Here is a 22,340-nt window from a genome sequence, read left to right as displayed (position 1 = left end):
TCAGCGTCCCAGCGCGGTTGCCATGAAGCCGTCGGCGAACAAAGCGAGCATCGAGCCTGCGGCGAAATAGAAGATGATCAGGCCGCCGGCGATGACGAAGGGCAGCGAGATGAAATAGACCGGAATCTGCGGCACCAGCTTGTTGACGAAGCCGATCGTCAGGTTGACCAGGATCGCATAGGCGACGAATGGGCTGCCGAGCCTCAGCACCATGAAGAACGCCTCCGACAGCGTGTCGGCGATATCGACGAGGGCGGCCTGCGGGTTGAAGAAGACGTTGAGCGGCGCGACCGAATAGGAGGCGACGAGCGCGCGGATGATCTCGTGGTGGAAATCGAACACGAAGAGCAGAAGCAGCGCCGAGAACGAGATGATCGAGGCGAGGGCTGCCTGCGGCTCCGCCTCCTCGACGCCGGCGCCGGCCATGCCGCCATAGCCGATCAGCATGGCGACGCCGGCGCCGATGAACTGCAGCGCCATCATGTAGAGCCGCGCCATCAGGCCGATCAGCGCGCCGATCATCAGTTCGGAGACGATCATGGGCGCGAGGACCTGCGGCCGCCGGTCGATGAGCGGCAGGATCTGGTCCCACAGATGGACGAGCAGAGCGCCGGTCGCGGCGATGGCGACGAACAGCCTGATCTGCACTGGGACGCGGACGCTGGCGAGCCCCGGCATGAGGAGAAAGCAGCCGCCGACGCGGCAGAAGGCAACGAAAGCCGCAAGCACGATCGCCTCGGCCGTTGCGCTCACGAAATCGTCCCGAGGACGCGGATCTCGACGCCCTTGGCGATTTCCACATGGCTGAGCACCGGAAGCGTCGAGAACAGCCGCTCGACGATCATGCGGACATAGGGGCGGGCGTCCGGCGCGGTGACGATGACGAAGCGCTCGCCGGCGTCGATATAGGTGCGGATCGCCTTGGTGGCGTCCTGGCCGAATTCCTCCAGCTGGCGCGGATCGATGTCGAATTCGCGGATCTCGCCCTTGGCGTCGCGCTTGAGGCTCTGGTGGAAGGCCAGATCCCAGCGGTTGCCGAGCCGCAGCACCTTGAGCACGCCTCCTTCGGAGAGGTCGCCGCAGATCTGCTGCGCCATGCGGATGCGGACGTGTTCGACGATCTGCTCGGTGCGGCGCACATGCGGCGCGATCTCGGCGATCGCCTCGATGATCAGGTGCAGGTTACGGATCGATACGCGCTCGGCAAGCAGGAGCTTCAGCACCGCCTGCAGGCCGGGATAAGAGATGTGCGAGGTGCAGATCTCGTCGGCGAGCTTGCGGTATTCGGCGTCCTGGCGCTCGAGCAGCGCCTTCATGTCCTTGTAGGACAGAAGCTGCGGCAGGTTGTTGCGGATGACTTCCGAGAGGTGAGTGAGCAGAACCGACATGTTGTCGGCGAAGGTGAACTGCTCGCGCTTAAGATCCTCGCCGAACATTTCCGGCACCGAATAGGCGCGCATGCCGAAGGCCGGCTCGCGCACCTCCTCGCCGGGGATCGCGGGCATCTCGCGCGCACCGAGCAGCACCATGATCTCGCCGACGCGCATCTGGTATTCGGCGACGACGGTGCCGTGGATCTTGATCTGGTAGCTCTTGCCCGGGATCGTCAGGTCATCGGTCAGGCGCACCTCCGGCACGACGAAGCCGTATTGCGAAGCGAACTTCTTGCGCATCTTGGCCATGCGGAAGGCCAATTCCTGATGCGAGACCAGGAGCTTGGCCGAGAGCTGCTTGCCGATCAGGAGTTCGATCTCGGCGGTCTTGAGCGAAGCCTTGACCGAGTTCTTCTCCTCATGCTCCTTGACGGCCTTCTCCTCTTCGTCAGCGGCGTTTGCCTCGGCGATGCGCCGGTTGTGCTGCATCGGGATGACGTAGCCGACTGCGGCCATCGAAGCGGCGAGCGCCACGAAAGGGAACATCGGCAGGCCGGGCATCAGGCCGAGCACCACGAGCAACACCGCCGCGACATAGAGCGCGCGCGGATAGGCGCCGAGCTGCCCGAATACCGCCTGGTTGGTGGAGCCGCGCGTGCCGCCCTTGGAGACCAGAAGGCCTGCCGCCAGCGAGACGATCAGCGCCGGGATCTGGGTGACGAGGCCGTCGCCGACCGAGAGCTTTATGAACACGTCGGAGGCTTCGGCCATGCCCATGTCGTGGCGGAAATAGCCGATGGCGATGCCGCCGACGATGTTGATGGCGGTGATGATGATGCCGGCGATGGCGTCGCCGCGCACGAATTTGGAGGCGCCATCCATCGAGCCGAAGAAGGAGCTTTCCTCCTCCAGCTCGCGGCGGCGATGCTGCGCGGTCTTGTCGTCGATCATGCCGGCCGAAAGGTCGGCGTCGATCGACATCTGCTTGCCGGGGATGGCGTCGAGCGTGAAACGCGCGCCGACCTCGGCGATGCGGCTCGCGCCCTTGGTGATGACGATGAAATTGACCACGATCAGGATCAGGAAAACGATAAGGCCGATTACGAAATCGCCCGACATCACCAGGCGGGCGAAGCCGCTGATGACGTAGCCGGCGGCGTGCGTGCCCTCATTGCCCTCCGACAGGATCATCCGGGTGGTGGCGATGTTGAGCGAAAGCCTGAGCATCGTCGCGATCAGCAGGATCGTCGGGAAGGACGAGAAGTCGAGCGGCCGCTGGATCCACAGCGCCACCATCAGGATCAGCACCGACAGCGCGATGGAGAAGGCGAGGCCGATGTCGATCATGAAGGCCGGGATCGGCAGGAACAGCACCGCCAGGATGACGACGATGCCGAGCGCGAAGAAGATGTCGCGGCCGTTCTTGGCGGGGTTCCCTGCGGGAAAAGTTTCCGAAATAGCCATTTTCTGTCCACGCCCGTCCGACAGCCGGGCGGCAAACGCGCGGACCGGCGATGGCAGGGTAGGCGGCCAAGCTTGCGCGAAGGTGGGAGGCGGCCTTTTTCGCTTGCGCGAACCCGTCGAGTGCCGCCGCCTTTCTGCGGAAGGAAAGTAAACCGTCCCCGGCACGCACCTCTCCCTTGCCACGCTGCGTTTCCGGCCTGGCCATTGTCAAAGAACGCTCGCCATCCTTCGACAAGCTCAGGATGAGGAGGTGGTCGGGAAGCGGGGCGCGAGGCCGTGCCTCCTAACTATAAGTAACGTGGCGCGAATCTCGCGCCCCGCCGGCGATTTCTGTCCCCGCCCGCTCCGCTGCGCGCGACCGGCTGTGACGACGCTTCGGCCTTTCGGCCTTACGCCCTCTCGGCGGTGGCTTCGCCACCGCCTTTGCCGGTCCCGCCTGTGTGCTCGTCCAGCACGCCGGGACCGTATTGTCCCGAGGGGAACCCTTGGACGGAGCCTCCCCGGGCGGCAGGCTACGTTAGCCCGCCACCGGAGGCGCCGGTTCCTCCCCACAGATCACCGTCGCGACCGGCGTTCCCGCGGGAGAAACTGCCGATGAGAATAAGGGAGGTGTGGAGGGGGTGGATAAGTTTTTTTGTTTGGAGCCTTGCCAGGTCCAAAAACGTTCACGGCCGCTAATGGCAGGTCGTGACCTTGCCGGACCTCCGGGGCCGATTTTCCTTTCAGAAACTGGACATTCGGCCGAACCAGCGCTCCGACCTAATCCAGACATTTACGGGCGGAGTTTACGCGCGTCGGCGGCCTAACCGTTCGTTTCATTGCAGCCGTTACGGGACGTTAGGGAACACTTTGCGACCAGCGCTCGTTGATGCCGAAATATTAGGAGGTTCTAATGGATAGAAGTCTCTATGAAGCGCGCTGGTTGCTCGCGCCGATCATTGGCCTTTGGATCACGGTGACCGTCGTTGGGGCTGTATTGAGCTAGAGTTTAAAAAGCCTAAAGGAATGCCGGCGGGTCGGGCCCCCAACCGCTGGTCAGAAGCAGCGCGCGGGCAGGCACTGATGGACGACAAGCGCAAAGACTATATCTACACCCGTGCTTACGAATTGGCTTCTAGCGGGTGCCACGTGGACCCGCGAACCATCATTTCAGCCTTGAAGAACGAAGGCTATCCCGAGGCCGCTGACGTTCTGGACAGTGCGGAGATCCGCAATGATCTGAGACGGGTTTGCAGGCGAAACTGGACAGGTCTTCGGCTTGTTCCCCTGAACGATCGGCAGCCCTAGCGATCCGATCTCACCGGAAACGTATGGTGGAGGGCAGATCGACAGAAGGAAGGGACGTTTCATCCGGCGATCTGCCCGCTCTGCCTGTTCCCCAACAGCGCCGAGTAACTATCAACAATCATTGGGCAAATTAGGTTCCAATGTGGTGCAAATTCCATGCGCTGGAGGTTTTACCGGGTCAGAGAAGAACCGAAGTCGTTCTCAGACGTTTGGCAGCATAGACGGGCTATCCCATGCCAAACCCCTAAGCCCGTCCTATTTCAGCCGACGCAAGGCCGGCTTTTTCTTTTTTGCCTTCTGCGCCAGACGCTGACCCGTTTAGAACGGGCCCTTACCGGGTGAAGACGACGATGTCGCCTCCGCTCAGCACGTTAACAGCGACCACATCGTTGACATTGACGTTGGCGTTCTGAAGCGCGTTGTTCAAGACCTTGTTGTCGTTGATGGCGTCCCGCAGCACATTGATATCGACATCATTCTTGTTGAGCGCATTGTTCAGGATCTGGACATTGTTGCCCGACGCGACGTTGTTCACATCGACCACATCGACGACATTCACGTTCTCAAGGGCTCTGACATTCTGCGCTTGAACGCTGACGTTGTTCAGCGCGGCAATGAGATTGCCGAAGTTCGCCTGACCAGCCGCCTGACGACCTTGCTGAGCACCTGCAACCTGGCCGGCGCCGACGTTCCGATTCTGGCCTCCCTGGTCTGCGGTCACATCTCCGGCCCTGCCGGTCACGCCCTCGGTGGCACCTCCTATGGCACCTGTGACTCCTCCGACGGCGCCTTCCACGCCTTCTGTTTGAGCATGGCTCGGGGCGGTGAGTCCAAATCCAAGAGCTATGGCAATTGCCGAGTAGGCTACGAGTTTTCTGGGCATTTTTCTTCTCCCTTATTAGCTTGCTCTAATGAGCATGAGGCCCGGAAAAAGTCTCGCCTACGGAATGGTTGCCAAAAAAGATTTCAACTGATGTCACAGCTTGTAATAAGGCGTGAACAGCGCATTTCTGGAGAGAAACGCGCTCTAAACGACCAATGCTTTGCGGCTCCCGCTCGCGGAGAACTCAGCCGAGCCGACGGCTCGGCTGAAGCTAAAATGTGAATCAATCCAAGGGTCACTTCATGATATGCACGATCTTTCGCGTCTCTGGCTCGACCAGAATTGTCTGTCCGCCGGCCACGACGTAACTATACTCGACGTCGGGAGCGTCGATTTTGTGCAACTCGACCGTCTCCGGCAGAGTCGCTCCGACTTCAATCTTGACATCGGCAGGCAGCTCGACCGACGCTACTTTCTGTTTCGTCACGTATTCCCGAATGACGGTCTCCTGTTCAGGAGCGATTACGACGGTCTGAGCAGTTGCCATGCCGACACTACCCAGAAGCAGGAGCCCGGCCGCGATGCCGGAAAGATGCATTCTCATAATTTCCTCCGTACATAAACGACTGTTGGAGCGTCGCATTGCGGTCGAAGCAAGCCGAGAACAAGCACTTCCGCCCGGCGAAGCTGCTCAAAACTCTGCTCGACAAAATTTGTTCCTTTAGGAAGTTCTTATGGAACTCGAAAGGGGCCCTGGCCGACCGGCGCGTTCCCTCGAAAACCAGATCTGCTATGAATTCGACATATTCTGGACGCGAAGAAAGTTCCCACCACGCTCAGGGAGCCCAGGATTTACCCTCCCCTCCGTTCATTGCCCTCGAACTGGCGCAGCCTATCTCTGGTATGCTGACACTAGGAGGCGCGGATGGAGACTGGCACACACACACTGGCGGTGGGCTCCACAATCAAACTAATCCGCCAGGAGGATGGCTGGCGCGTCCAGGTGCTGCATGGAGAGCACGGTGGGATTACCGGGCGTATGAAGCCGTTCAACTCTCTCGACGAAGCTCTTGTTTATATCAGGGAGAGATACACCGAGGCCTGATCATCACGCGCCCTCGATCACGGCCAACCAGAGGTGTCGAGCGTTCCTGGTTGGCTGGCACGGGGCCCACCTATGGATGCTCATTCGGCGTCCCGAGGAGCGATGCCAGCATTGTCTCTTTGTCGACATAGCCTAGTCTGAAGGCGGTGAGGATCTTCGCCGCCATGCTGTCGGCTTCAGGCGAATCGGGGTCGAGCTCCAATGAGGCGCATGCCTCTTGGAAAATGGCTCTCAGGGCGGCAAGTTGTTCGGGGGAATAGACACCCAAGGCCGCGGCACGTTCGAGACTTGGCATAAGCGGGCACGCTCCAAAAATGGCGGAGAGCGTCCCCTCTCATCGCCGGATCACCAATTGCTATCGCCGACGATAGAACGGACCATACTCCCTGTCGGGAAGACGCGCTAGACACCCCGCTCAGCCTCCTGGCGCGTCCGCGCTTCCAAAACTTTGTCCGAGCGGGCCGATCGACCGCCATGCTGAACTGGAAGGTGTAAAGCTGACGATTCTGGCTATCAGTGACGGAGAATTAAGCGGCCCGCGCAGGTCCGCTCCTGAAAACATCGGGAATGTCTGGAAATGGGCGCAACGCGGACAACAATTAGCTCAGCGTGCCGGGAAAACTGGCTTTAAAACCCGGTCTCGATCCGCTCGAAGATCACATTGGTGAAGGCCGAGATCTGGCTGCCGATGAACGGGCCGGTGAACGCCACCACCAGCATGATGGCGACGATTTTCGGGACGAAGGTGAGCGTGATTTCCTGGATCTGGGTCAGCGCCTGGACCAGCGCGATGGCGACGCCGACCAGCATGGCGACGGCGACCGCCGGACCCGACGCGGTCAGCACCGTCCAGATGGCGAACTTGACAATGTCGAGGGCGTCGGCCTCGTTCATGGGGTGTGTTCATATTCAGGTGATGCCGGCCTGCAAATGGCGATTTCTGCGCTTCCGGTACTCACGTACTTAAACGTACGCTCCGTTCCGGTTCTCGAAACTCGCCATTTTGGTCGCTGCGCGCCCTCTTCGATCCGGCACGGCCTGACCTGAATCTCAACACCCGCCAGGCGGCGAGACAATGGGCCTACAATAGGTCTGCTCCTCATGACGCGCTGGGCGCGATCTTTACGCCGGGGCCCATGGTGATTTCCTTGCCGCCTTCCAGCACTGCGACGATGCCGTCGGACAAGAGCCGGACTTCGGCCACCCTGCCGGTGATCTTTCCGTCGGCGGAGGTGACGGTGCGCCCGATCAGGGCGTCGGCCTGCGCCAGCGTCGAGGACTGCAGGAGCTGGTCGAGCTTGGTGTTGATCTGCACCGACTGCTCGACCTGCGAGAACGCGGCGAGCTGCGCCACATATTGCGTCGAATCCATCGGGTTGGTCGGATCCTGGTTCTTCATCTCGGCGACCAGCAGCTTCAGGAAGGACTGGTAGTCGACCGCCGTCTTCGAGGTCTGGTCCGTCGCGTTGGTGTTCGACGGCGCCTGAGTGTTCATCTGGACGTTCATCAGTTTTCTCCGACGGCGATGGGGCGGGGCGCTTCCGGCATGGCGTTGGCGACGCCGAGCGCCTGCGCCTCGAGCGGATAGAGCCCGCGGATCGCCTTCAGCGCCTCGTAGACATGGCCTTCGCCGACCAGCCGGTCGACTTGCTTCAGGGTGGCGCAGATATGCTGGTCGTCGAAGCTCGCCAGAAGCAGCGGCAGCGACCTGCGGAACATGTCGCGCGCCTGGACCGCGCCGGCCGGTTCCATCAGCATCACCTGCAGCATGAAATAGAGCTGGCGCAGCGGGGTCGAGGCCTCGCCCGGCTGCAGCACGTGGTTCTGCAGCAGGAACTGCACGTCGTTCAGAAGCTCGATCGTCACCTTGCGGTCGACGCTGATGACGGCGCCGTTGAGATAAATCTTCTCGTTGGGCTTCAGCGAAAGTTTCAGCGTGTTCTTCATTGGATGCCGTCCCGGATGATCTGCGAGACCTCGATCAGCCCCTCGAAATTGTCGGAGCGGCCCTGGCGCACCTCCTCGGTCTCGCGCAGCAGCCACAAGCCGATCGAGATCAGGTTGGCACGCAGCTCCTTGGGCAGGGCGTTTTCGGGATTGCCGAGATCCTCGACGAAGGAGGTCCAGACGCGGTTGGTGAAGTGAAGCGCCTCGATCGCTTCCATCGAGTCGGTGCCCACCGAGCTTGCCGTGGTCAGGAGATCGATCGATCGGGTCAGCAACTGCCGCTCGCGGTCCTTGGCGTCGGCCACTGATTCGGTCTGAATGTCGGCATAGGAAAATTGATACATTGTGCCCCTACCCCAGGAATCTCCAGGAAGCTCAGTTGCTGTATGCGCGCGGTGAGTGCGTATGACGTCTCGATGTGGGCGAGCAGGTCGGCGACACGGGTCGAGGCCTCGTAGGGATCGACGCCTTCGAGGTTGAGGATCTGCCGCTCGAACAGGTCCGACTGCAGTTTTATGCGCTGGCTTGCGTCCGCCACCCGCTTTTCGGTGATGCCGGTCTCGGCCCGCAGCGTGCCGAGATCACTGATCGCCTCGCCCACCAACGTGACCGCCCGCGCGATTGCGGCCGATTGGCCCGCGAGGCTGACTTCGCTCGACAGGAGATCGCTGATCGTCGCGGCGGCCATGGCGAGCTTGCGCACGCCGTCATTGTTGGCGCTGACCGACGTCACCGCCGTCTCGTTGAGCGCGATGCGGCTGACGATCGCCTGGTCGGTGGCGTTCGACCAGTTGGCCTGCCAGCCGGCGCCGGTGAATTGCGGCTCGACGGAGGTGAGGAACGCCTCCATATCCGGCTTGGTGATGGCGCTTGCTGCCGGATCGTTCTGCGCGAAGCCGAAATGGGCGAGGAAGGCCGCATCGAACGCCGCCTTGGCCGTGGAGCCCGGCGCGGTGAAATCGTCGAGCGGCTTCACGTCGGTGTTGGTGCCGGCGAAGAGGTGCTCGCCGTTGAAGCTGCTGTTGAGCAGCGCGGTGAGTGCCTCGAGCGTGGCCTGGCCGCTCGCCTGGGTGACATCGGAGAGCGCGTCGCCGGACGAGGCGGAGGTGAGCGTGGCGAGGAAATCCTGAGCGGCCAGGGTGACCTGGTCAAGGGCCTTCTGCGTGGCGGACAGGCGCGACGAGACCAGGCCGTTGGAATCGACGATGCCGTTCAGCCGTTCGAAGTCGCGCGCAAACGAGATGGACGATGCGGTGCGCGCGCCGAGCGCCAGGCCGGCGTCGGCGACCTTGCCGGTCGAGACCTCCTTCTGCGCGTTGACGAGGTCGCCCTGCGAGCGGACCAGCGAATAGCGCATCGCCTGCGATACGGCGGCGGAGGAGACGAATGACATCTTCATCGCGCTACCTCACCGCCGCCAGAAGCGCGGCCAGCATCTCGTCGACCGCCTTTATCAGGCGGGCGGAAGCCTCGTAGGAATGTTCGAGATCGAGCAGCAGCGACATTTCCATGTCCACGTTGACGCCGGTCTCGTTGGACAGCGCCTCGGCGGTGCGCACCGCCAGCGCCTCCTTGGATTCGGCCGCCCCGAACGCCTCTTTCCGTAGGCCTTCGAACCAGCCTATGGAACTGGTGGAATAGTTGACCAGGCTGGAATTCGCGCCATTGCCGGCGGCATTGTCGAAGGCGATCGGCTGTTCGAGACGGTCGCCGTAGGCGATCAGCAGTTCAGCATAGGAGGCGCCGCCGGTGGTGTTGGCGACATAGGCCACGCCGTTGGCGCCGCCGTCGCGCAGCAATTGCGGGTTGCCGCCGGCGTCAGGGTCCATCGCGGCGTTGAGGCGGATGGTTCCGGCGAGGCCGTCGACCAGCGTTCCGGCCGGCGGCATGCCCGGCGCTCCCGGCCAGGTGAAAAGCCCCGGCGCATCGGGGGCGACACCGCCGGTCTGGTCGGTCTCGGCGAATGCGGTAATCAGGCCGCGCGCGATCTCGTCGAGCTGGCTCTGCATCGTCGAGGAAACGCTGTCGCGAAGCTGTACCAAGCCGGCGAGCTTGCCGGATGCATTGGTGTTGCCGCCGGTGGCTGTGGCGATCGGCACGCCGTCGACATAGACGGCGTTGCCGGTCATGCCGGCCGCGTAGGCCGTCGACTGCTGGAAGCTGACAGTGCGCGGCACGGCCTCGAACAGCGTCGTGCCGTCCATGGTCATCAGCACCATGTCGTTGTCGCCGCGCTTGAAGCTGGAGACCGGAACGTAGTCGGCGATCTTCTTCAGGATGGCGTCGCGCTGGTCCAGCGCGTCCGAGGCGTCGCGGCCGGCGCGGGTGCCGTTGATGACGTTGTTGTTGGCAGCCTGGAAGTCGGCGAGCAGCGTGTTCAGCTCGTTGACGGCGGTCGCGATCTCCTGGTCGGTCTGGACCCGGAAGGTCTGGATGGTGGTGGAGGCTTCGTTCAGGCCGCGGACCACCTGGCGGGCGGCGTTGATCGCGTTCGCCGCGAGATTGCCGTTCGACGGCGTGGCGGAGTAGAGCTGCAGCGCCTTCTGCAATTCGCCGATCGCATTAGCCGGCGAGGTGGCGTTGTCGACGCCGTTCACTGCCAGGCCAAGCTGCTCCATGCCGTAGTAGAGCGCGCTCTGGCCGCTCCAGGCGGACTGCGCCGAAAGGTTCTGGCGGAAGAGCTGCTCGTTGGTCGCGCGGTGGATCTCGACGACGCGGGCGCCAGGCGCCGAACTCGACACCACGGCCGAGCGGCGCGTGTAATCGGGGTTCTGGCTGTCCAGGACATTGCGAGAAACGACGCTTGTCTGACGTCCGGTATTCAGAATTGACTGTTGTGCGATGCTTAGTGCAGTGGACAGCGACATGCTTTATCTCAATCAGGCTCTCGCCTTGCGGCTTACCTCTTCAGGTTAACCAGGATGTCCATGAGGTCGGCGCCGGTCTGGAACACCTTCGAGTTGGCGGTGTAGCTGCGCTGCGACTCGATCATGTTGGTCAGTTCTTCGGCGACGTCGACGTTGGCGTTTTCCAGCGCGCCCGACATCACGCTGCCGCGCCCGGCCTCGTTGGCGAAGCCGATCTGCACCGCGCCGGATTCCGGACCTTCGGTAAAGACGTTGCCCGTCAGCACGGTCAGTTGGTCGGGGCTTGGGACGCTGGCGAGCGGAATGCGGTAGAGCGCCCGCGACGAGCCGTTTTCGTAATTTGCAAAGACGGTGCCGTCCTGGCTTATTTCGATGCCCTCGATGGCGCTCGGCGCATTGCCGTTCACCTTGGCGTCGAGCAGTGTGTACGTCTCCGCCAGCTGCGTCGTCTTGGCGAGATCCAGATCGAGCGACAGGCCGCCAGGGATCGCAACCGTAATGTCGGTGGCGCTGAGCCCGGTCAGCTTGCCGTCCGTCGCATTGAAGCTCAGCGTCTGGGTGGCCAACGCCGGCGCGGTATAGGGGAATGAGGTATTGGGGGCGGCGTTCGCCTGATTGAAGACCGCGACTTCCCAGGTGTTTGCGCCGGTCTTTGTGAAGTACACGTCGAGCAGGACCTCGCCGCCGAGATTGTCGTAGGTCATCAGCGAGGACTTGGCCGAATAGGTGGCGGTCGCCGCATTGGCCGACGGACGGTTGGCGGCCGGAACGATGTCGGCGCCGGCCGGCAGATTGGCGGTGAAGACGCCGGTGGTGGTCGGCGAGGCGACGAGCTCGTTCTGCGCGAGCGTCACCGGTTCCAGGCCGCCGAAGCCGTTTGCGGCCGCGCTCGGCTCGCCGTTGGCGAAGCTGTAGCCGAGGAGCTGATAGCCGGCGGCATTGACCAGCCGGCCCTGGCCATCGGGGACGAAGGAGCCGGCCCGGGTCAGCACCGGCGTGCCGTTGGCACCCTGGACGACGAAGAAGCCGTTGCCGCTGATTGCCAGGTCGCTGCCCGACGTGGTGAATTTCAGGTCGCCCTGCTGGCTGATCGAATTGCGGATCGAGGTGGTGACGCCGCCGGAGGCGTAGTTGCCGTTGGTGCTGGGCAGCACCAGCGAGGCGAATTCGGTGGTGGCGCGCTTGTAGCCGGTCGTGCTCGAATTGGCGATGTTGTCGGCGACGGCAGAGAGCCGGTTGGCCTGGGCGTTCATGCCCGAAACGCCGGTGCGCATCATTCCATAAAGGCTCATCGAACCATCTCCTCGATTTCCAGGCCGCAGGTCACAACGCTAGCGCTTTTGACTTGCGCGAGGCTGGCGGTTAGCAGCCTGCCGAAGCCGGCCATCAGCCGACCAGCCGGTAGCCGAGGAAGCGTTTCGAATCGATCGGATCGAAGCCGAGCTTCTCGCGCAGCTTCTTGCGAAGCTTGCTGATGTGGCTCTCGACGACGTTCTCCTCGACCTCTTCGTCGAAGATGCCGTAGATGGCATTGAACACCTGGGTCTTGGTAACGCGGCGGCCGCGATTGCTCGCCAGATATTCGAGGATGCGGCGCTCGCGGCGCGGCAGGGGCAGCGGCTGCCCGGCAATTTCCGGGTCGCGGCCGTCGAGGAAAATGCGCATCGCGCCAATTTCGGTGAAGCTCGCCTCTTCCTGGACGCGGCGGCGGATCGCCGATATGCGCGCCAGGATCTCGCGGATGTGCACTGGCTTGCGGATCACGTCGTCAACGCCGGATTCGAAGAGCCTGAGCGTGTTCTCGAGTGAGTGGTGGTCGCTGAGCGCAATGACCGGCGCGCCGGTCCTGCCACGAATTTTGCGCGGAGAGACCGTATCTTCGCCACAATCTCCGATCAAAAACGCCCGCACTGATTTGACGTCCTCGTCGGCTGCGCTTTCGACCCATTCGTCGAATTCGCCCGACGCGAAGCCTGCGCTTGCGACGCCTTCTCGGTCGAAAAGTGAGTTGTATCCCTCAGTGACGAGCTTTCGCTCGTCCACGATAACGATCATCGGCCCGCCCTCCGAATCATCTGCAATTTCAGTGAGGAAAGGGGTAGCGGTTGACGTTATTCCTGAACAACCGTCATTTCTTGTAGCTAGTTTCTTGGGAGTCTGGAGCAGCCAGGGTTGCGCCGGAAGTTTCCGGGCGAGAACCGGCGTGGTTGTGGGGTAAGCGGTGAATTGCGCCTATCGGTTGCAGAAGGCCCTGGCGTTTTCGGTCCACTTGCCGAAGCCCGTTGCGACCATGTTGGCGATGACGCGGCAGACGTAACGCTTCTGCGCCGGGTCGTTGTCGGGACCGGCGTGATAGCGGGCTACCGCCATCGACCAGGTCTGGTGGCGCTGATGCAGCCGCGCCAGAAATCGCGCCGCATAATCGACGTTGCGGCGCGGATCGAGCATCTCCTCGACGTCGCGGAAATTCTCCGAATGGTAATGATGGTTGATCTGCATGCAGCCGAGATCGATGAGCTTCGCGCCGCCCCTGCGAGCGCTTTCGAATGTCGCAACAGCCTCTCCTGCAGTCGCCGGAAAGACGGCTTTTCCTTCTATGTTCAAGGCATTGGGCTGCAGGCTGCCTTTCCGTCCGGTCTCGGTCAGGCCAACGGCATAGAGGATACCGGCGGGCACGCCATAACGGTCGGCGGCGCGGAGGATTTCGGGTTCGCAGGGGTTCTGGGCGGCCGCCGACCGTATGCCGACGACGCTAGATGTAAAGGCCGCCGCCAGTCCGATCCACACCGCCGGACGCGACGTTCTGAGAGGCTTGCGCGCCATTGCTGGTGCTCCTTCCGGATTGCTGGCCGCCGGCCTGGCCGTTGCCGCCGCCGGAACCCGCCGCATTGAAAGACTGCCGGTCCGACGCCTGCTGACCGCTCTGGCCTGCGTTTGTATCGGCTCGGGTATTCGGTGCCTGTACAACTGCTGATTGCTGGATGGTGATGCGGTCGACTTCCAATCCGAGTGCCCGCAGCGACTTCACGATAGCCTCGGAGTCGGCGCTCAGACGCTGCTGCGCCTCGATCGATTCAACCTGCAATTCGATGGTCAGCTGGTCCCCCGCAAAACGCAGGCTGGCGGTGACCACTCCGAGCTCCGCCGGATGCAACTGAACCTTGAGGGAGTGCGTCGAAGCGACGGCGTTCTGATCCGCCGACAAGCGCAGATCGGCCGTGGCGGCAAGTTCCCGCCACGATCCGTCCGCCGCAATGGCCGCTAAAAGGGGAGCGGCCGTCGTTGCCGGTGCTGCGGGCGCGGGGATGTTCTGCTGGGCAAGGACAGTGACGCGACCGGGCTGAATGGGTGCATCAGGAGCATTTTCGCGTAACGAATCACGGGCGATCGTGATGCTTGCGGTGGTGACGTCCAAGCCTGTCGCGGATTCGGCAGCTACCGGCTTAGCGGTCTCGTTGGTCGAGGCTGCGCCGGAGTGAGCCCCGGCCGGCGGCTTCATGGCGAGATCTCCGAGCGAGGCTGGTACAGGCTTGATTCGCCTTCCTTGCCGGCGGCCTTCGTCCACCGTTCAGCCGCGAGTTGCGCGACCGCCGCAGCTTCGACCGGCACGGCACCTGGTTTGTTCGGGCCGCTGGGCGGCGGCGATGCGGTGCCTGCCTGCAAGAAAGCAGGTGCGGTCAGCGAATTAAGATCGCCATCGGATGCCGCGCCAGCCTCTGGCCGGCCAAAGCCCAGCAAAACCATCGGCGGAAGCGGCGGCCTGAACGCGATCGGCATCGTTTCCGATGCGGTCGCGGTTCGCTCTTCCGGAGCTTCCTGTTGTTCCGCAGACTCTAATTTGGGATCTATACTGCCATCGGCGTCCCTGTGGCCGACAGGGAGTTCCCACTGGCGACGTGCGTCGGTTGCTCCGGCTGCATGCGGTTCGCCAGCGGTCCGGTCGGGGACATTGAACGCGACGTTCAAACGGGGCCGGCGCAAATCGTCGGCTGCTTCCGTGGTGGAAGGGCGCGTCTGTTTGCCGGGCGCTCCGAACTTCACCGCCTCGGCAAAGCCGGTCTCGCCGCCCTTGCCGTTCTGGCGCGGCGCGTCGGCTTTCGCCCGCTCCGGCAGCGCCGTCCCGGCTTGCTTGACGCTGGTGGTCATTTGGCGGCTTCCCCAAGAAGTTTGTCGATCGCGTCGAGTTTCTTGCGCGTTTCCGTAACCAGCACATTGGCTGGATCCTCGGGCGAGACGGCCTCGCCGGTCTTGCCTATGGCGGGGGTGGGCTGCGGCGCTGCCACCAGTACGCCGCCAGCGCGAGCAGGATCGGCGCCGGTTACCGGCACGACGGCCGGCGAGTCAGCCTCCCCGGCCGGCAGCATGACGACCTTGGGATTGGGAGCGGGAGGCTCGGCAATGACTTCCGCCGCGACCGCGCGCACCGCGTCGAGAAGCCTCCGGTCGTCCGGCGACAATCTCGCCCGGTCGATTCGTTCGATCTTGGCCTGTACCTCCTCGATCGAGACCGACGTTATCGAGGCGAGGCTGGAATAGAGAAGGGCGCGGGGGTCCTCCTCCTGCCGTCTGCCGGGGGTCTTGCGTTCGGCTTTCTCCGAGGCAAAGGCCGAAAGCTCCTTCAGTCCATCGATGGCGGCGCGGCGCGCGACGCGCAGATAGACGACCTGCTGCTGTTCCGGGTCCATCATTGCCACGATCCTTTCGACCCGTTCGAGATCGATCGAGGCATGGAGTGCGACGACGCCGGACACGAACGAATCGGCGAACTGGCTTGCATAGGGCGAGCGGAGATAACCCCGGACATATTGGGCCGAGGCGGCCAGGAAGCGCTCCGGGTCGCCGATCGTGCCGCAAATGCCGACCGTCCGGCGAAGGGCCGCTTCCTCGACCAGCGTGCCCGGCCCCAGCAGGCGAGCCTGATCGAACAGCGCCAGCGCCGGCTTGGGATGCTCCAGCGCGACCAGCGATCCCTTCACCAGCGCCACGAACGCGCCGAGTTCGGCCGGCGCCTGCATGGGGTCGACCGACGCGAGCGCCGCCTGGGCTGCCTTCGGGCGGCCGGTCAGATAGTTCAGGACGCCGGCGCCGATGCCTTTTTCGGTGTCGTCGAGATCGAGCCGCGCCATCACCGCCTCGATCGTGGCCGGATTGCCGCCGCTCATGGCGTAGACGAGCATGGCCCGGAAATTACGCGGGTCGCCGAGCTGCTCGCGGTCGCCTTCGCGCAGCTTGGCGTCGATCATCTCGAGCAGCTTGCGCTGCATGGGCAGGGCGGCGTGATCGCCGTCGGCGATGCGGTCCTGCACGAGCTGAAGCGACCGGACCATCTGGAACGGCTGCAAATCGCTGCCGCCGGCCGCAAGCGCGTCCGCGGGCTGCAAGCCCACGGCGAGCGCAAGCCCGACAGCGCCGCGGAGTGCAGCCCCAATCCTCATTCGCCGTTTTCCAGCAGGATCTCGATGCGACGGTTCGCGGCCGCCATCGGTTCGCGGGATTCCTTCAGCTTGCGGTCGGCGAAGCCCGCGACTTCCTTGATCCGCTGCTCGTCCAGGCCTCCGCGCACGAGCATGTAGTAGGCGGAGTGAGCGCGGGCCGTGGAGAGGCGCCAATTGTCGTAGGCCTCGCCCTTGAACGGCCTGGCATCCGTATGGCCGCTGATGACGAGCGTGCCCTTCTGCGCGCTGATCGCCTTGCTGATCTTTTCCATAGCCAGCACCAGTTCGCGCCGGGGCACGGCCGAGCCGATCTCGAACATGCCGAAATCGAGCTGGTCAGTGACCGAAATCACGATGCCTTCGTCGGTAGCCGTGACGGAAATGCCTTCCAGCAAGGGGTCGCCGGGTTCGAAGGCTGCCGCAAGCTCCTGCCTTATCTGCTCGGCCGCCTCTAGCGTGGCTTTGGTCGGTGCGCCCTTGGCAGCTTCAGGTTTGGCCGCGTCGAGCAGAGCTTCGACCGGGTCCGGCTTCGCCTGCTCGCGCAGGGCTTCGGCCGAATTGTCGTTGGCTCCATCGCGGGCAGAAGGGGCGTTGACGCTCGGTGCCGTCAGGTCGGCGGCCGGATCGTCCGCTTCGGCTTCGCCCTTCTCCTCGGGCCGCTCGGCGCTCGCATCGGCGGGAGCGGGAGTCGCCATCTGCTGCGACCAGAAATCGGGCGCGAACGGATCGCGGTAGGATTCGCCCCCCGAGGCGCCGGTCGCCGGCCCGGCTTCCTCGGCGCCGCCATCGCCCTTGCTGCTGATGTTCTGCCGGGCATCGGTGTTGGTGGCTATCTCGGCCAGCACGGCATAGGGGTCGGCGAAGAGATTCTGGTCGGAATGGGCGGCGGCTTCGTTCTCGTCCTTGGCCGAGTGGAGCTTATCATTTTGTCCGGCGGTCGCCTGCCCGCCATTGCCGGCCTTCTCGGCGGATACTTCCGGGCTCTCGGGCGCGTTGCCGGAAAAATGCGGGCCGTCGCCGATGTCCTCCAGGCCCTTGCGGCTGGAGTTGCGGTCGATCAGCTTGACCGGATTGAAATAGCTCGCGACCGATGCCCGGATCTGCTCGTTGGAGGCGTTGATCAGCCACATCACCAGGAAGAAGCACATCATCGCCGTCATGAAATCGGCGAAGGCGATCTTCCATACGCCGCCGTGATGGGCGTCCTCGTCGTCGCTGTGCATGCGCCGGACGATGACGATCTCGTGCTTGACGTCGCCTATTTCCACTGAACTCAAGACAGGATCTCCTGCACGGCGCCGGACCATTCCGACAGCCGGGTCTCGAACAGATTGCCGTCGATGGAGACGGTCAGGTCGAGGCCAGGCGCCTCGACGAAGTCGAAGCTGCCGGCGCGGTCGCCGAGCGCCTGCTGCAACGTCTCGAACAGCGACTGCGGGCCGCGCACCTGAATGCGCACCGCCTCGGCGTCGCCGATTGCGGCGCGGATGGAGCGGGCGAGGCTGTCCAGCGAGCGCTTGCACAGGTCGTCGGTCAGCAACCCACCCAATATGCGCGCCGCGGCGGACGTCGCGAGATCGCTGACGCGGCCTTCCATTTCGGCTACCCGCGCCACGATCGTGTGGCCCGCTTCCTCACCGAAACGGTGCATGAGCGCTTCGATCTCGGCGGCATGCGCCTGGCGCTCGGCCTCGAGCGCCGCTTCATGCGCCAGCGAAAGCCGCTGTTCGAGGGCGAGTTCGGCGCGCGCGACTTCCTCGGCGACCATCTCGGAGAGGTTTGGCGGGGGCGCCGCTGGAGCGGAAAATCCACTCGGCGCATCCGATCGCGGCAGCTCAGAAGGCGCGCCGGCCCGGTTCGGGCGCTTGCCGAAATCGGTGAGAACGTCGAAGAGCGCCAGCGCGGCCATCAGCTGACCGCTTCCTGATGCGCCCATTTGCGCAGTATCTGGGCGGTGCGTTCCTCATTCAGATCGACCATGCGGGCAAGGCGCTCCTGCGGCGCCGGCCGTATCTTCTGGCGAAGATCGTCGAGCGGATTTTGCGCGCGCGCGCCGGGCAAGGCGCCGGCTGACGCGGCCTGGGCCGCCTGATCGGCATCCGGCAGGGGCAGGGACCGCTGCACCGCGTCGAAGCTCGGCCCGGCGATCGCCGCCGGCGCCGGTTTGCCGAGCGAGGCCGCGAGTGGCCGCAGCCCGAAGAAGATGACGAGGAAAACGACGACCACGAAGGCGCTTGCGTTGATCATGGTGCCGACATGCTGGCCGGCCTTGTCGAGCAGGCCGGGTTCGGCGATCTCGACGCCGTCGAGGCCGTCGATGAATTCCACCGACGAGACGTTGATGACGTCGCCGCGCGCCTCGTTCATGCCCGTCGCGGAGGCGACCACCTTACGGATTTCCTCGATGCGCGCCGCAACCAGCTCGGGCGTCGCGTCCTTGCCGAGAATGGCGGCGAGGCGCTGCTGGTTGACGACCACGGCGATCGACATCTTGGTGACGGTATAGCCGTTGCTGACCGTGGCGATACGCTTGGAGTTCATCTCGTAATTGGTGGTTTCCTCCTTGCGCTCGCTCTGCTCGGAAGATTGCGGGCCGCCCTCTGCCGGCGCGTCCACGGCCTCGGGCAGGTTCTGCTCGACGGTTGCCGGAGCGGCGGCGGTCTGGCGATTTGCGTTCTCGTTGGCGCGGACGATCTGGACCGACCGCTCGACCCGCGATTCCGGATCGAAAATGGTCTCCTCGGTCTGCCTGGTGTCGGTGTTGACCTCGGCCCTGACGCTGGCGCGGAAATTCTCCGGGCCGAGATAGGGGGTCAGCGCGCGGCGGATGTTTTCCTCGATCTGGGTTTCGACCGTGCGCTCTACGCCGAAGGAGCGGCTGGCGTTGTTGTTGTTGGGATCGTCGCCGGCGGCAAGCAGCGTGCCGGAGGAATCGAGCACCGTCACCTTGCTCGCGTCGAGGCCGGGAACGGCCGCGGCGACCAGATAGCGGATCGACATGGCGCTCTTGACCGCATCGACGCCCGAGGCGCGGATGATGACCGAGGCGGAAGGCTGCTGCTCGTCGCGGCGGAAATTGGCGCGCTCGGACATGACCAGATGGACGCGCGCCGCCTTGATGCCGTTGATCGACTGGATGGTGCGGGCGATCTCGCCTTCCAGCGCGCGCACCCGAGTCACCTGCTGCATGAACGAGGTGAGGCCCAGCGAGCCGACATTGTCGAACAGCTCGTATCCGGCATTGGCGCTGGTGGGCAGGCCCTTTTCGGCAAGCAGCATGCGCGCCGCGGCCGTGTTTCCGGCCGGGACCAGTACGGCCGTGCCGTCCGCGGCAACGTCGAAGCCGATGCCGGCTTCGCCAAGCACCAGGCCGATCTGGTTCACGTCGGAGCGCTCCAGCCCGACATAGAGCGTCTCGTAGGCGGGGCGGTTCAAATAGATGGAAGCGACGCCGATGATGGCAAGGACGAGCGCCGCGACGCCGGCCATGATCGCCAGCCGGCGCGGGCCGAAGCTCTGCAGGTTCGAGATGATGTTCTGGATCTGCTCCGGCACGGATTGGTCGCTCCCGCATGATGGTCCGCAGGAACACTAGACGGCGAAGCTTGTGCGAAAATGAAACCGGGCCGCGTCCCCAAGGAGCGCGGCCCGGTTTCGAATGAAAACCCGAGGCTTGCCGGCGTCAGTTCTGGAAGAGGGCCAGGATGCTCTGCGAATTGCTGTTGGCGATCGACAGCGACTGGATGCCGAGCTGCTGCTGCACCTGAAGCGCCTGCAGGCGGGTCGATTCCTTGTTCATGTCGGCGTCGACGAGCTGTCCGACGCCGCGATCGATCGAGTCCATCAGGCTGGTGGTGAACTGCTTCTGCAGGTCGACCTGCTTCTTGGCGGAGCCGAGCTGGGTGGCTGCGGTAGTCAGTTCCGCCAGGGCAATATCGACCACTTTCAGCATCTGGGTAATCTGCGCGTCCGAATAGCCCTTCACGGTCAGCGTCGAGACCGCGTAGCCGTCGGTGGCGGCGATGGCGACGTTGGCGGCCGGCGTGAGGGCGGTGTCTTCGCGCACACCGGTGGTGCCCAGCCGGACACCTTCGAGGATGCCCTTGGTCTCGTTCGTGGTGGCGCCGGCGTCATAGAGCTTGATGGATTGGACGTTGATGGAGATCGTGCCGAGCGTCACCGTGCCCGAGGCATCACGGTTGAAGGAGGAAACGATCTTCGCGTCATTGTGCACGCCGGCCGCGGTGTGCCCGCCGGCGACGGTGGCGTTGACCGACATCCAGTTCGAGCCGCTGAAGGTGGCCGAGTCGGCGTAGCTCTTGAGCTGAACCTGCAGGGCGGAAATTTCGGTCTGGATCTTTTCCTTGTCAGCCGGGCTGGCGCCATAGGCGGCGACGACCTTGACCTTGATGTCGTTGACGGTTTCTACCGCCTTGCTCATGGCGGTATAGGCGGTGTCGACCTTGGAGGCGCCGAGACCAAGCGCATCCTGCACGGTCGATAGAGCGGCGTTGTCGGAGCGCATCGTGGTTGCGATCGACCAGTAGGCGGCGTTGTCGCTCGCCTCGGCGACGCGGTAGCCCGTCGAAATGCGCGCCTGCGTGGTTTCCATCGCGCGGTTGGTGGCGCTCAGGCTCTGCAGTGCCGTCAGTGCCGAGGCGTTGGTCATTATGCTTGCCACGAAACTCATCCCCTTTGAATTGGCATGCTGGCGCATGCCCGATCTGACCGGCCGGCGGATCGGCGTCATGCCTTAGACCGGAACGGTCCTCCGCCATAGCGTATGGTTAACAATAGATACAGAGCTATGGTTAACGCTGTGTTAAGCGGGTCGGGGGCTGTTAATCTCCTGTTGTGGAGCGACGGCAGCTCACAAAAGCAAATCGGGCCGCGCTGGAAGCGCGGCCCGATTCATAAGTGGTTCCGGTTCCCGGTCGACCCGGGATGCGGAGCTTAGCGGAAGAGCGACAGGATCGACTGCGAGTTGCCGTTGGCGATCGACAGCGCCTGGATGCCGAGCTGCTGCTGAACCTGCAGTGCCTGGAGGCGGGTCGATTCCTTGTTCATGTCGGCATCGACGAGCTGGCCGACGCCGCGGTCGATCGAGTCCATCAGGCTGGACGTAAACGTCTTCTGAAGGTCGATGCGGCTCTTGGCGGCGCCGAGGTTGGTGGCGGCCGTGGTCATGTCCTTCAGCGCGCTTTCGACGACGCCGAGCATGGCGCCGATCTGGGTGTCGCTGGCGAAAAGCGTGCCGTTGGTCAGCTGCATCGTCGAAACGGTGTAGGTGTCGGTACCCGCCGCAACAGCACCCAGAGTCGGGGCCGAAGCAGCACCTTCGACGCCTGCCGACGTGCGATTGGAGTCGAGGATGCCCTTGTTGACGCCCACGTTGGTGCCGGCTTCATAGAGCTTGATACCCTCGACATTGATGTCGATGGTCGAGATCGAGGCCGCGCCGGCAGCGGTCCGGTTGAAGGCGGAAACGACCTTGACGTCGACCGCCGTGGTTGCAGCGGCGTCGGTGGTCACCGACAGCATGTTGGTGCCGGAGAAGGTCGCGGCGTCAGCATAGGCCTTGAGCTGGTCCTGCAGAGCCTTGATCTCGATCTGGTACTTGGCCTTGTCGGCGTCCGTCGAGCCACTGGCCGCGACCAGCTTGGTCTTGATCTGGTTGACGGTGTCGATCGCCTTGTTCATGCCGGTGTAGGCGGTGTCGACCTTGGAAGCGCCGAGGCCGAGAGCATCCTGCACGGTCGACAGCGCGGCGTTGTCCGAACGCATCGTCGTGGCGATCGACCAGTAGGCGGCGTTGTCCGAAGCAGTAGCGACGCGGTAGCCGGTCGAGATGCGCGACTGCGTGGTTTCGAGCTGTTTGTTGGTTGAATTCAAGCTCTGGAGAGCGGTCAACGCCGAAGCGTTGGTCATGATGCTGGCCATGGGTACTCGTACCTTTTACACGGGAACTTTTTGCATACCGGATCGGCCGGTATGACGGTGCGGCATCATGCCAATGGTCGCCTGAGACGTGACCACCCG

23 protein-coding genes are annotated in these 22,340 nt (G+C 63.6%); 1 reads left to right on the top strand and 22 read right to left on the bottom strand.

What is annotated here, in order from left to right; genetic code table 11:
- From fliR to ACG873_RS19005, 4 genes are all read right to left on the bottom strand, one after another.
- Positions 1-753, bottom strand: a complete 753-nt coding sequence (gene fliR / locus ACG873_RS19020) for a flagellar biosynthetic protein FliR (protein ID WP_394886716.1) — start codon at positions 751-753, stop codon at positions 1-3.
- Positions 750-2,837, bottom strand: coding sequence for a flagellar biosynthesis protein FlhA (gene flhA / locus ACG873_RS19015; RefSeq protein ID WP_394886714.1), 2,088 nt, complete (start codon positions 2,835-2,837; stop codon positions 750-752). The genes fliR and flhA overlap by 4 nt, the downstream gene beginning before the upstream one ends.
- 1,618 nt (positions 2,838-4,455) lie before the next feature.
- Complete coding sequence (locus ACG873_RS19010; RefSeq protein WP_394886713.1) at positions 4,456-5,007, bottom strand: hypothetical protein; 552 nt, start codon at positions 5,005-5,007, stop codon at positions 4,456-4,458.
- Positions 5,008-5,242: 235 nt separating this feature from the next.
- Positions 5,243-5,551, bottom strand: coding sequence for a DUF1236 domain-containing protein (locus ACG873_RS19005; protein ID WP_394886711.1), 309 nt, complete (start codon positions 5,549-5,551; stop codon positions 5,243-5,245).
- 321 nt (positions 5,552-5,872) lie between these two features.
- Between ACG873_RS19005 and ACG873_RS19000 the strand changes: the two genes are divergently transcribed.
- Positions 5,873-6,052: a hypothetical protein gene (locus ACG873_RS19000; protein ID WP_394886709.1), complete on the top strand. Its 180-nt coding sequence runs from the start codon at positions 5,873-5,875 to the stop codon at positions 6,050-6,052.
- Between the two features lie 70 nt (positions 6,053-6,122).
- On the opposite strand, the gene ACG873_RS18995 is transcribed toward ACG873_RS19000, so the two are convergent.
- The 18 genes from ACG873_RS18995 to ACG873_RS18910 form a co-directional block, all read right to left on the bottom strand.
- Complete coding sequence (locus tag ACG873_RS18995) at positions 6,123-6,347, bottom strand: hypothetical protein (RefSeq protein WP_394886707.1); 225 nt, start codon at positions 6,345-6,347, stop codon at positions 6,123-6,125.
- Between the two features lie 332 nt (positions 6,348-6,679).
- On the bottom strand, positions 6,680-6,946 hold the full coding sequence (gene fliQ, locus ACG873_RS18990; protein ID WP_394886705.1) for a flagellar biosynthesis protein FliQ: 267 nt from the start codon (positions 6,944-6,946) through the stop codon (positions 6,680-6,682).
- A gap of 205 nt (positions 6,947-7,151) precedes the next feature.
- Complete coding sequence (flgD, locus tag ACG873_RS18985; RefSeq protein ID WP_394886703.1) at positions 7,152-7,559, bottom strand: flagellar hook assembly protein FlgD; 408 nt, start codon at positions 7,557-7,559, stop codon at positions 7,152-7,154.
- Positions 7,559-7,999 carry a flagellar biosynthesis repressor FlbT gene (gene flbT, locus ACG873_RS18980; protein ID WP_394886702.1) on the bottom strand — a complete coding sequence of 147 codons (441 nt, stop codon included), beginning with the start codon at positions 7,997-7,999 and terminating at the stop codon, positions 7,559-7,561. Before flbT ends, flgD begins: the two co-directional genes overlap by 1 nt.
- On the bottom strand, positions 7,996-8,343 hold the full coding sequence (flaF, locus tag ACG873_RS18975) for a flagellar biosynthesis regulator FlaF (protein WP_394886700.1): 348 nt from the start codon (positions 8,341-8,343) through the stop codon (positions 7,996-7,998). The genes flbT and flaF overlap by 4 nt, the downstream gene beginning before the upstream one ends.
- The gene (locus ACG873_RS18970; RefSeq protein WP_394893605.1) at positions 8,268-9,392 is read right to left on the bottom strand and encodes a flagellar hook-associated family protein; all 1,125 of its coding nucleotides are present in this window, start codon (positions 9,390-9,392) and stop codon (positions 8,268-8,270) included. The genes flaF and ACG873_RS18970 overlap by 76 nt, the downstream gene beginning before the upstream one ends.
- Positions 9,393-9,402: 10 nt before the next feature.
- Entirely contained in the window at positions 9,403-10,866 is a 1,464-nt protein-coding gene (flgK, locus tag ACG873_RS18965) for a flagellar hook-associated protein FlgK (RefSeq protein WP_394886698.1), read from the bottom strand.
- A 32-nt stretch (positions 10,867-10,898) separates the two neighbouring features.
- Positions 10,899-12,158, bottom strand: coding sequence for a flagellar hook protein FlgE (locus tag ACG873_RS18960; protein ID WP_394886696.1), 1,260 nt, complete (start codon positions 12,156-12,158; stop codon positions 10,899-10,901).
- A gap of 94 nt (positions 12,159-12,252) precedes the next feature.
- Complete coding sequence (locus ACG873_RS18955) at positions 12,253-12,921, bottom strand: winged helix-turn-helix domain-containing protein (protein WP_394886694.1); 669 nt, start codon at positions 12,919-12,921, stop codon at positions 12,253-12,255.
- Between the two features lie 177 nt (positions 12,922-13,098).
- The gene (locus ACG873_RS18950) at positions 13,099-13,689 is read right to left on the bottom strand and encodes a transglycosylase SLT domain-containing protein (protein WP_394886692.1); all 591 of its coding nucleotides are present in this window, start codon (positions 13,687-13,689) and stop codon (positions 13,099-13,101) included.
- The gene (locus tag ACG873_RS18945; protein WP_394886691.1) at positions 13,619-14,365 is read right to left on the bottom strand and encodes a flagellar hook-length control protein FliK; all 747 of its coding nucleotides are present in this window, start codon (positions 14,363-14,365) and stop codon (positions 13,619-13,621) included. Before ACG873_RS18945 ends, ACG873_RS18950 begins: the two co-directional genes overlap by 71 nt.
- Positions 14,362-15,012, bottom strand: coding sequence for a hypothetical protein (locus ACG873_RS18940; RefSeq protein WP_394886690.1), 651 nt, complete (start codon positions 15,010-15,012; stop codon positions 14,362-14,364). The genes ACG873_RS18945 and ACG873_RS18940 overlap by 4 nt, the downstream gene beginning before the upstream one ends.
- Positions 15,009-16,301 (bottom strand): chemotaxis protein, encoded by a 1,293-nt coding sequence (locus tag ACG873_RS18935; RefSeq protein WP_394886689.1) that lies wholly within the window; start codon positions 16,299-16,301, stop codon positions 15,009-15,011. The genes ACG873_RS18940 and ACG873_RS18935 overlap by 4 nt, the downstream gene beginning before the upstream one ends.
- Positions 16,298-17,578: a MotB family protein gene (locus ACG873_RS18930; protein WP_394886687.1), complete on the bottom strand. Its 1,281-nt coding sequence runs from the start codon at positions 17,576-17,578 to the stop codon at positions 16,298-16,300. Before ACG873_RS18930 ends, ACG873_RS18935 begins: the two co-directional genes overlap by 4 nt.
- The gene (locus ACG873_RS18925; RefSeq protein ID WP_394886685.1) at positions 17,575-18,210 is read right to left on the bottom strand and encodes a hypothetical protein; all 636 of its coding nucleotides are present in this window, start codon (positions 18,208-18,210) and stop codon (positions 17,575-17,577) included. Before ACG873_RS18925 ends, ACG873_RS18930 begins: the two co-directional genes overlap by 4 nt.
- On the bottom strand, positions 18,210-19,856 hold the full coding sequence (gene fliF / locus ACG873_RS18920; RefSeq protein WP_394886683.1) for a flagellar basal-body MS-ring/collar protein FliF: 1,647 nt from the start codon (positions 19,854-19,856) through the stop codon (positions 18,210-18,212). The genes ACG873_RS18925 and fliF overlap by 1 nt, the downstream gene beginning before the upstream one ends.
- 127 nt (positions 19,857-19,983) lie before the next feature.
- Positions 19,984-20,982, bottom strand: a complete 999-nt coding sequence (locus tag ACG873_RS18915; RefSeq protein ID WP_394886681.1) for a flagellin — start codon at positions 20,980-20,982, stop codon at positions 19,984-19,986.
- 272 nt (positions 20,983-21,254) lie between these two features.
- Complete coding sequence (locus ACG873_RS18910) at positions 21,255-22,241, bottom strand: flagellin (protein ID WP_394886678.1); 987 nt, start codon at positions 22,239-22,241, stop codon at positions 21,255-21,257.
- Between the last annotated feature and the right edge of the window lie 99 nt (positions 22,242-22,340).

This window comes from Allomesorhizobium aridi, from assembly GCF_043769475.1.
Classification (GTDB): Bacteria; Pseudomonadota; Alphaproteobacteria; order Rhizobiales; family Rhizobiaceae; genus Allomesorhizobium.
Note: the sequence above shows the minus strand (reverse complement) of the source record. Positions and strands in the feature narration are given on the sequence as shown.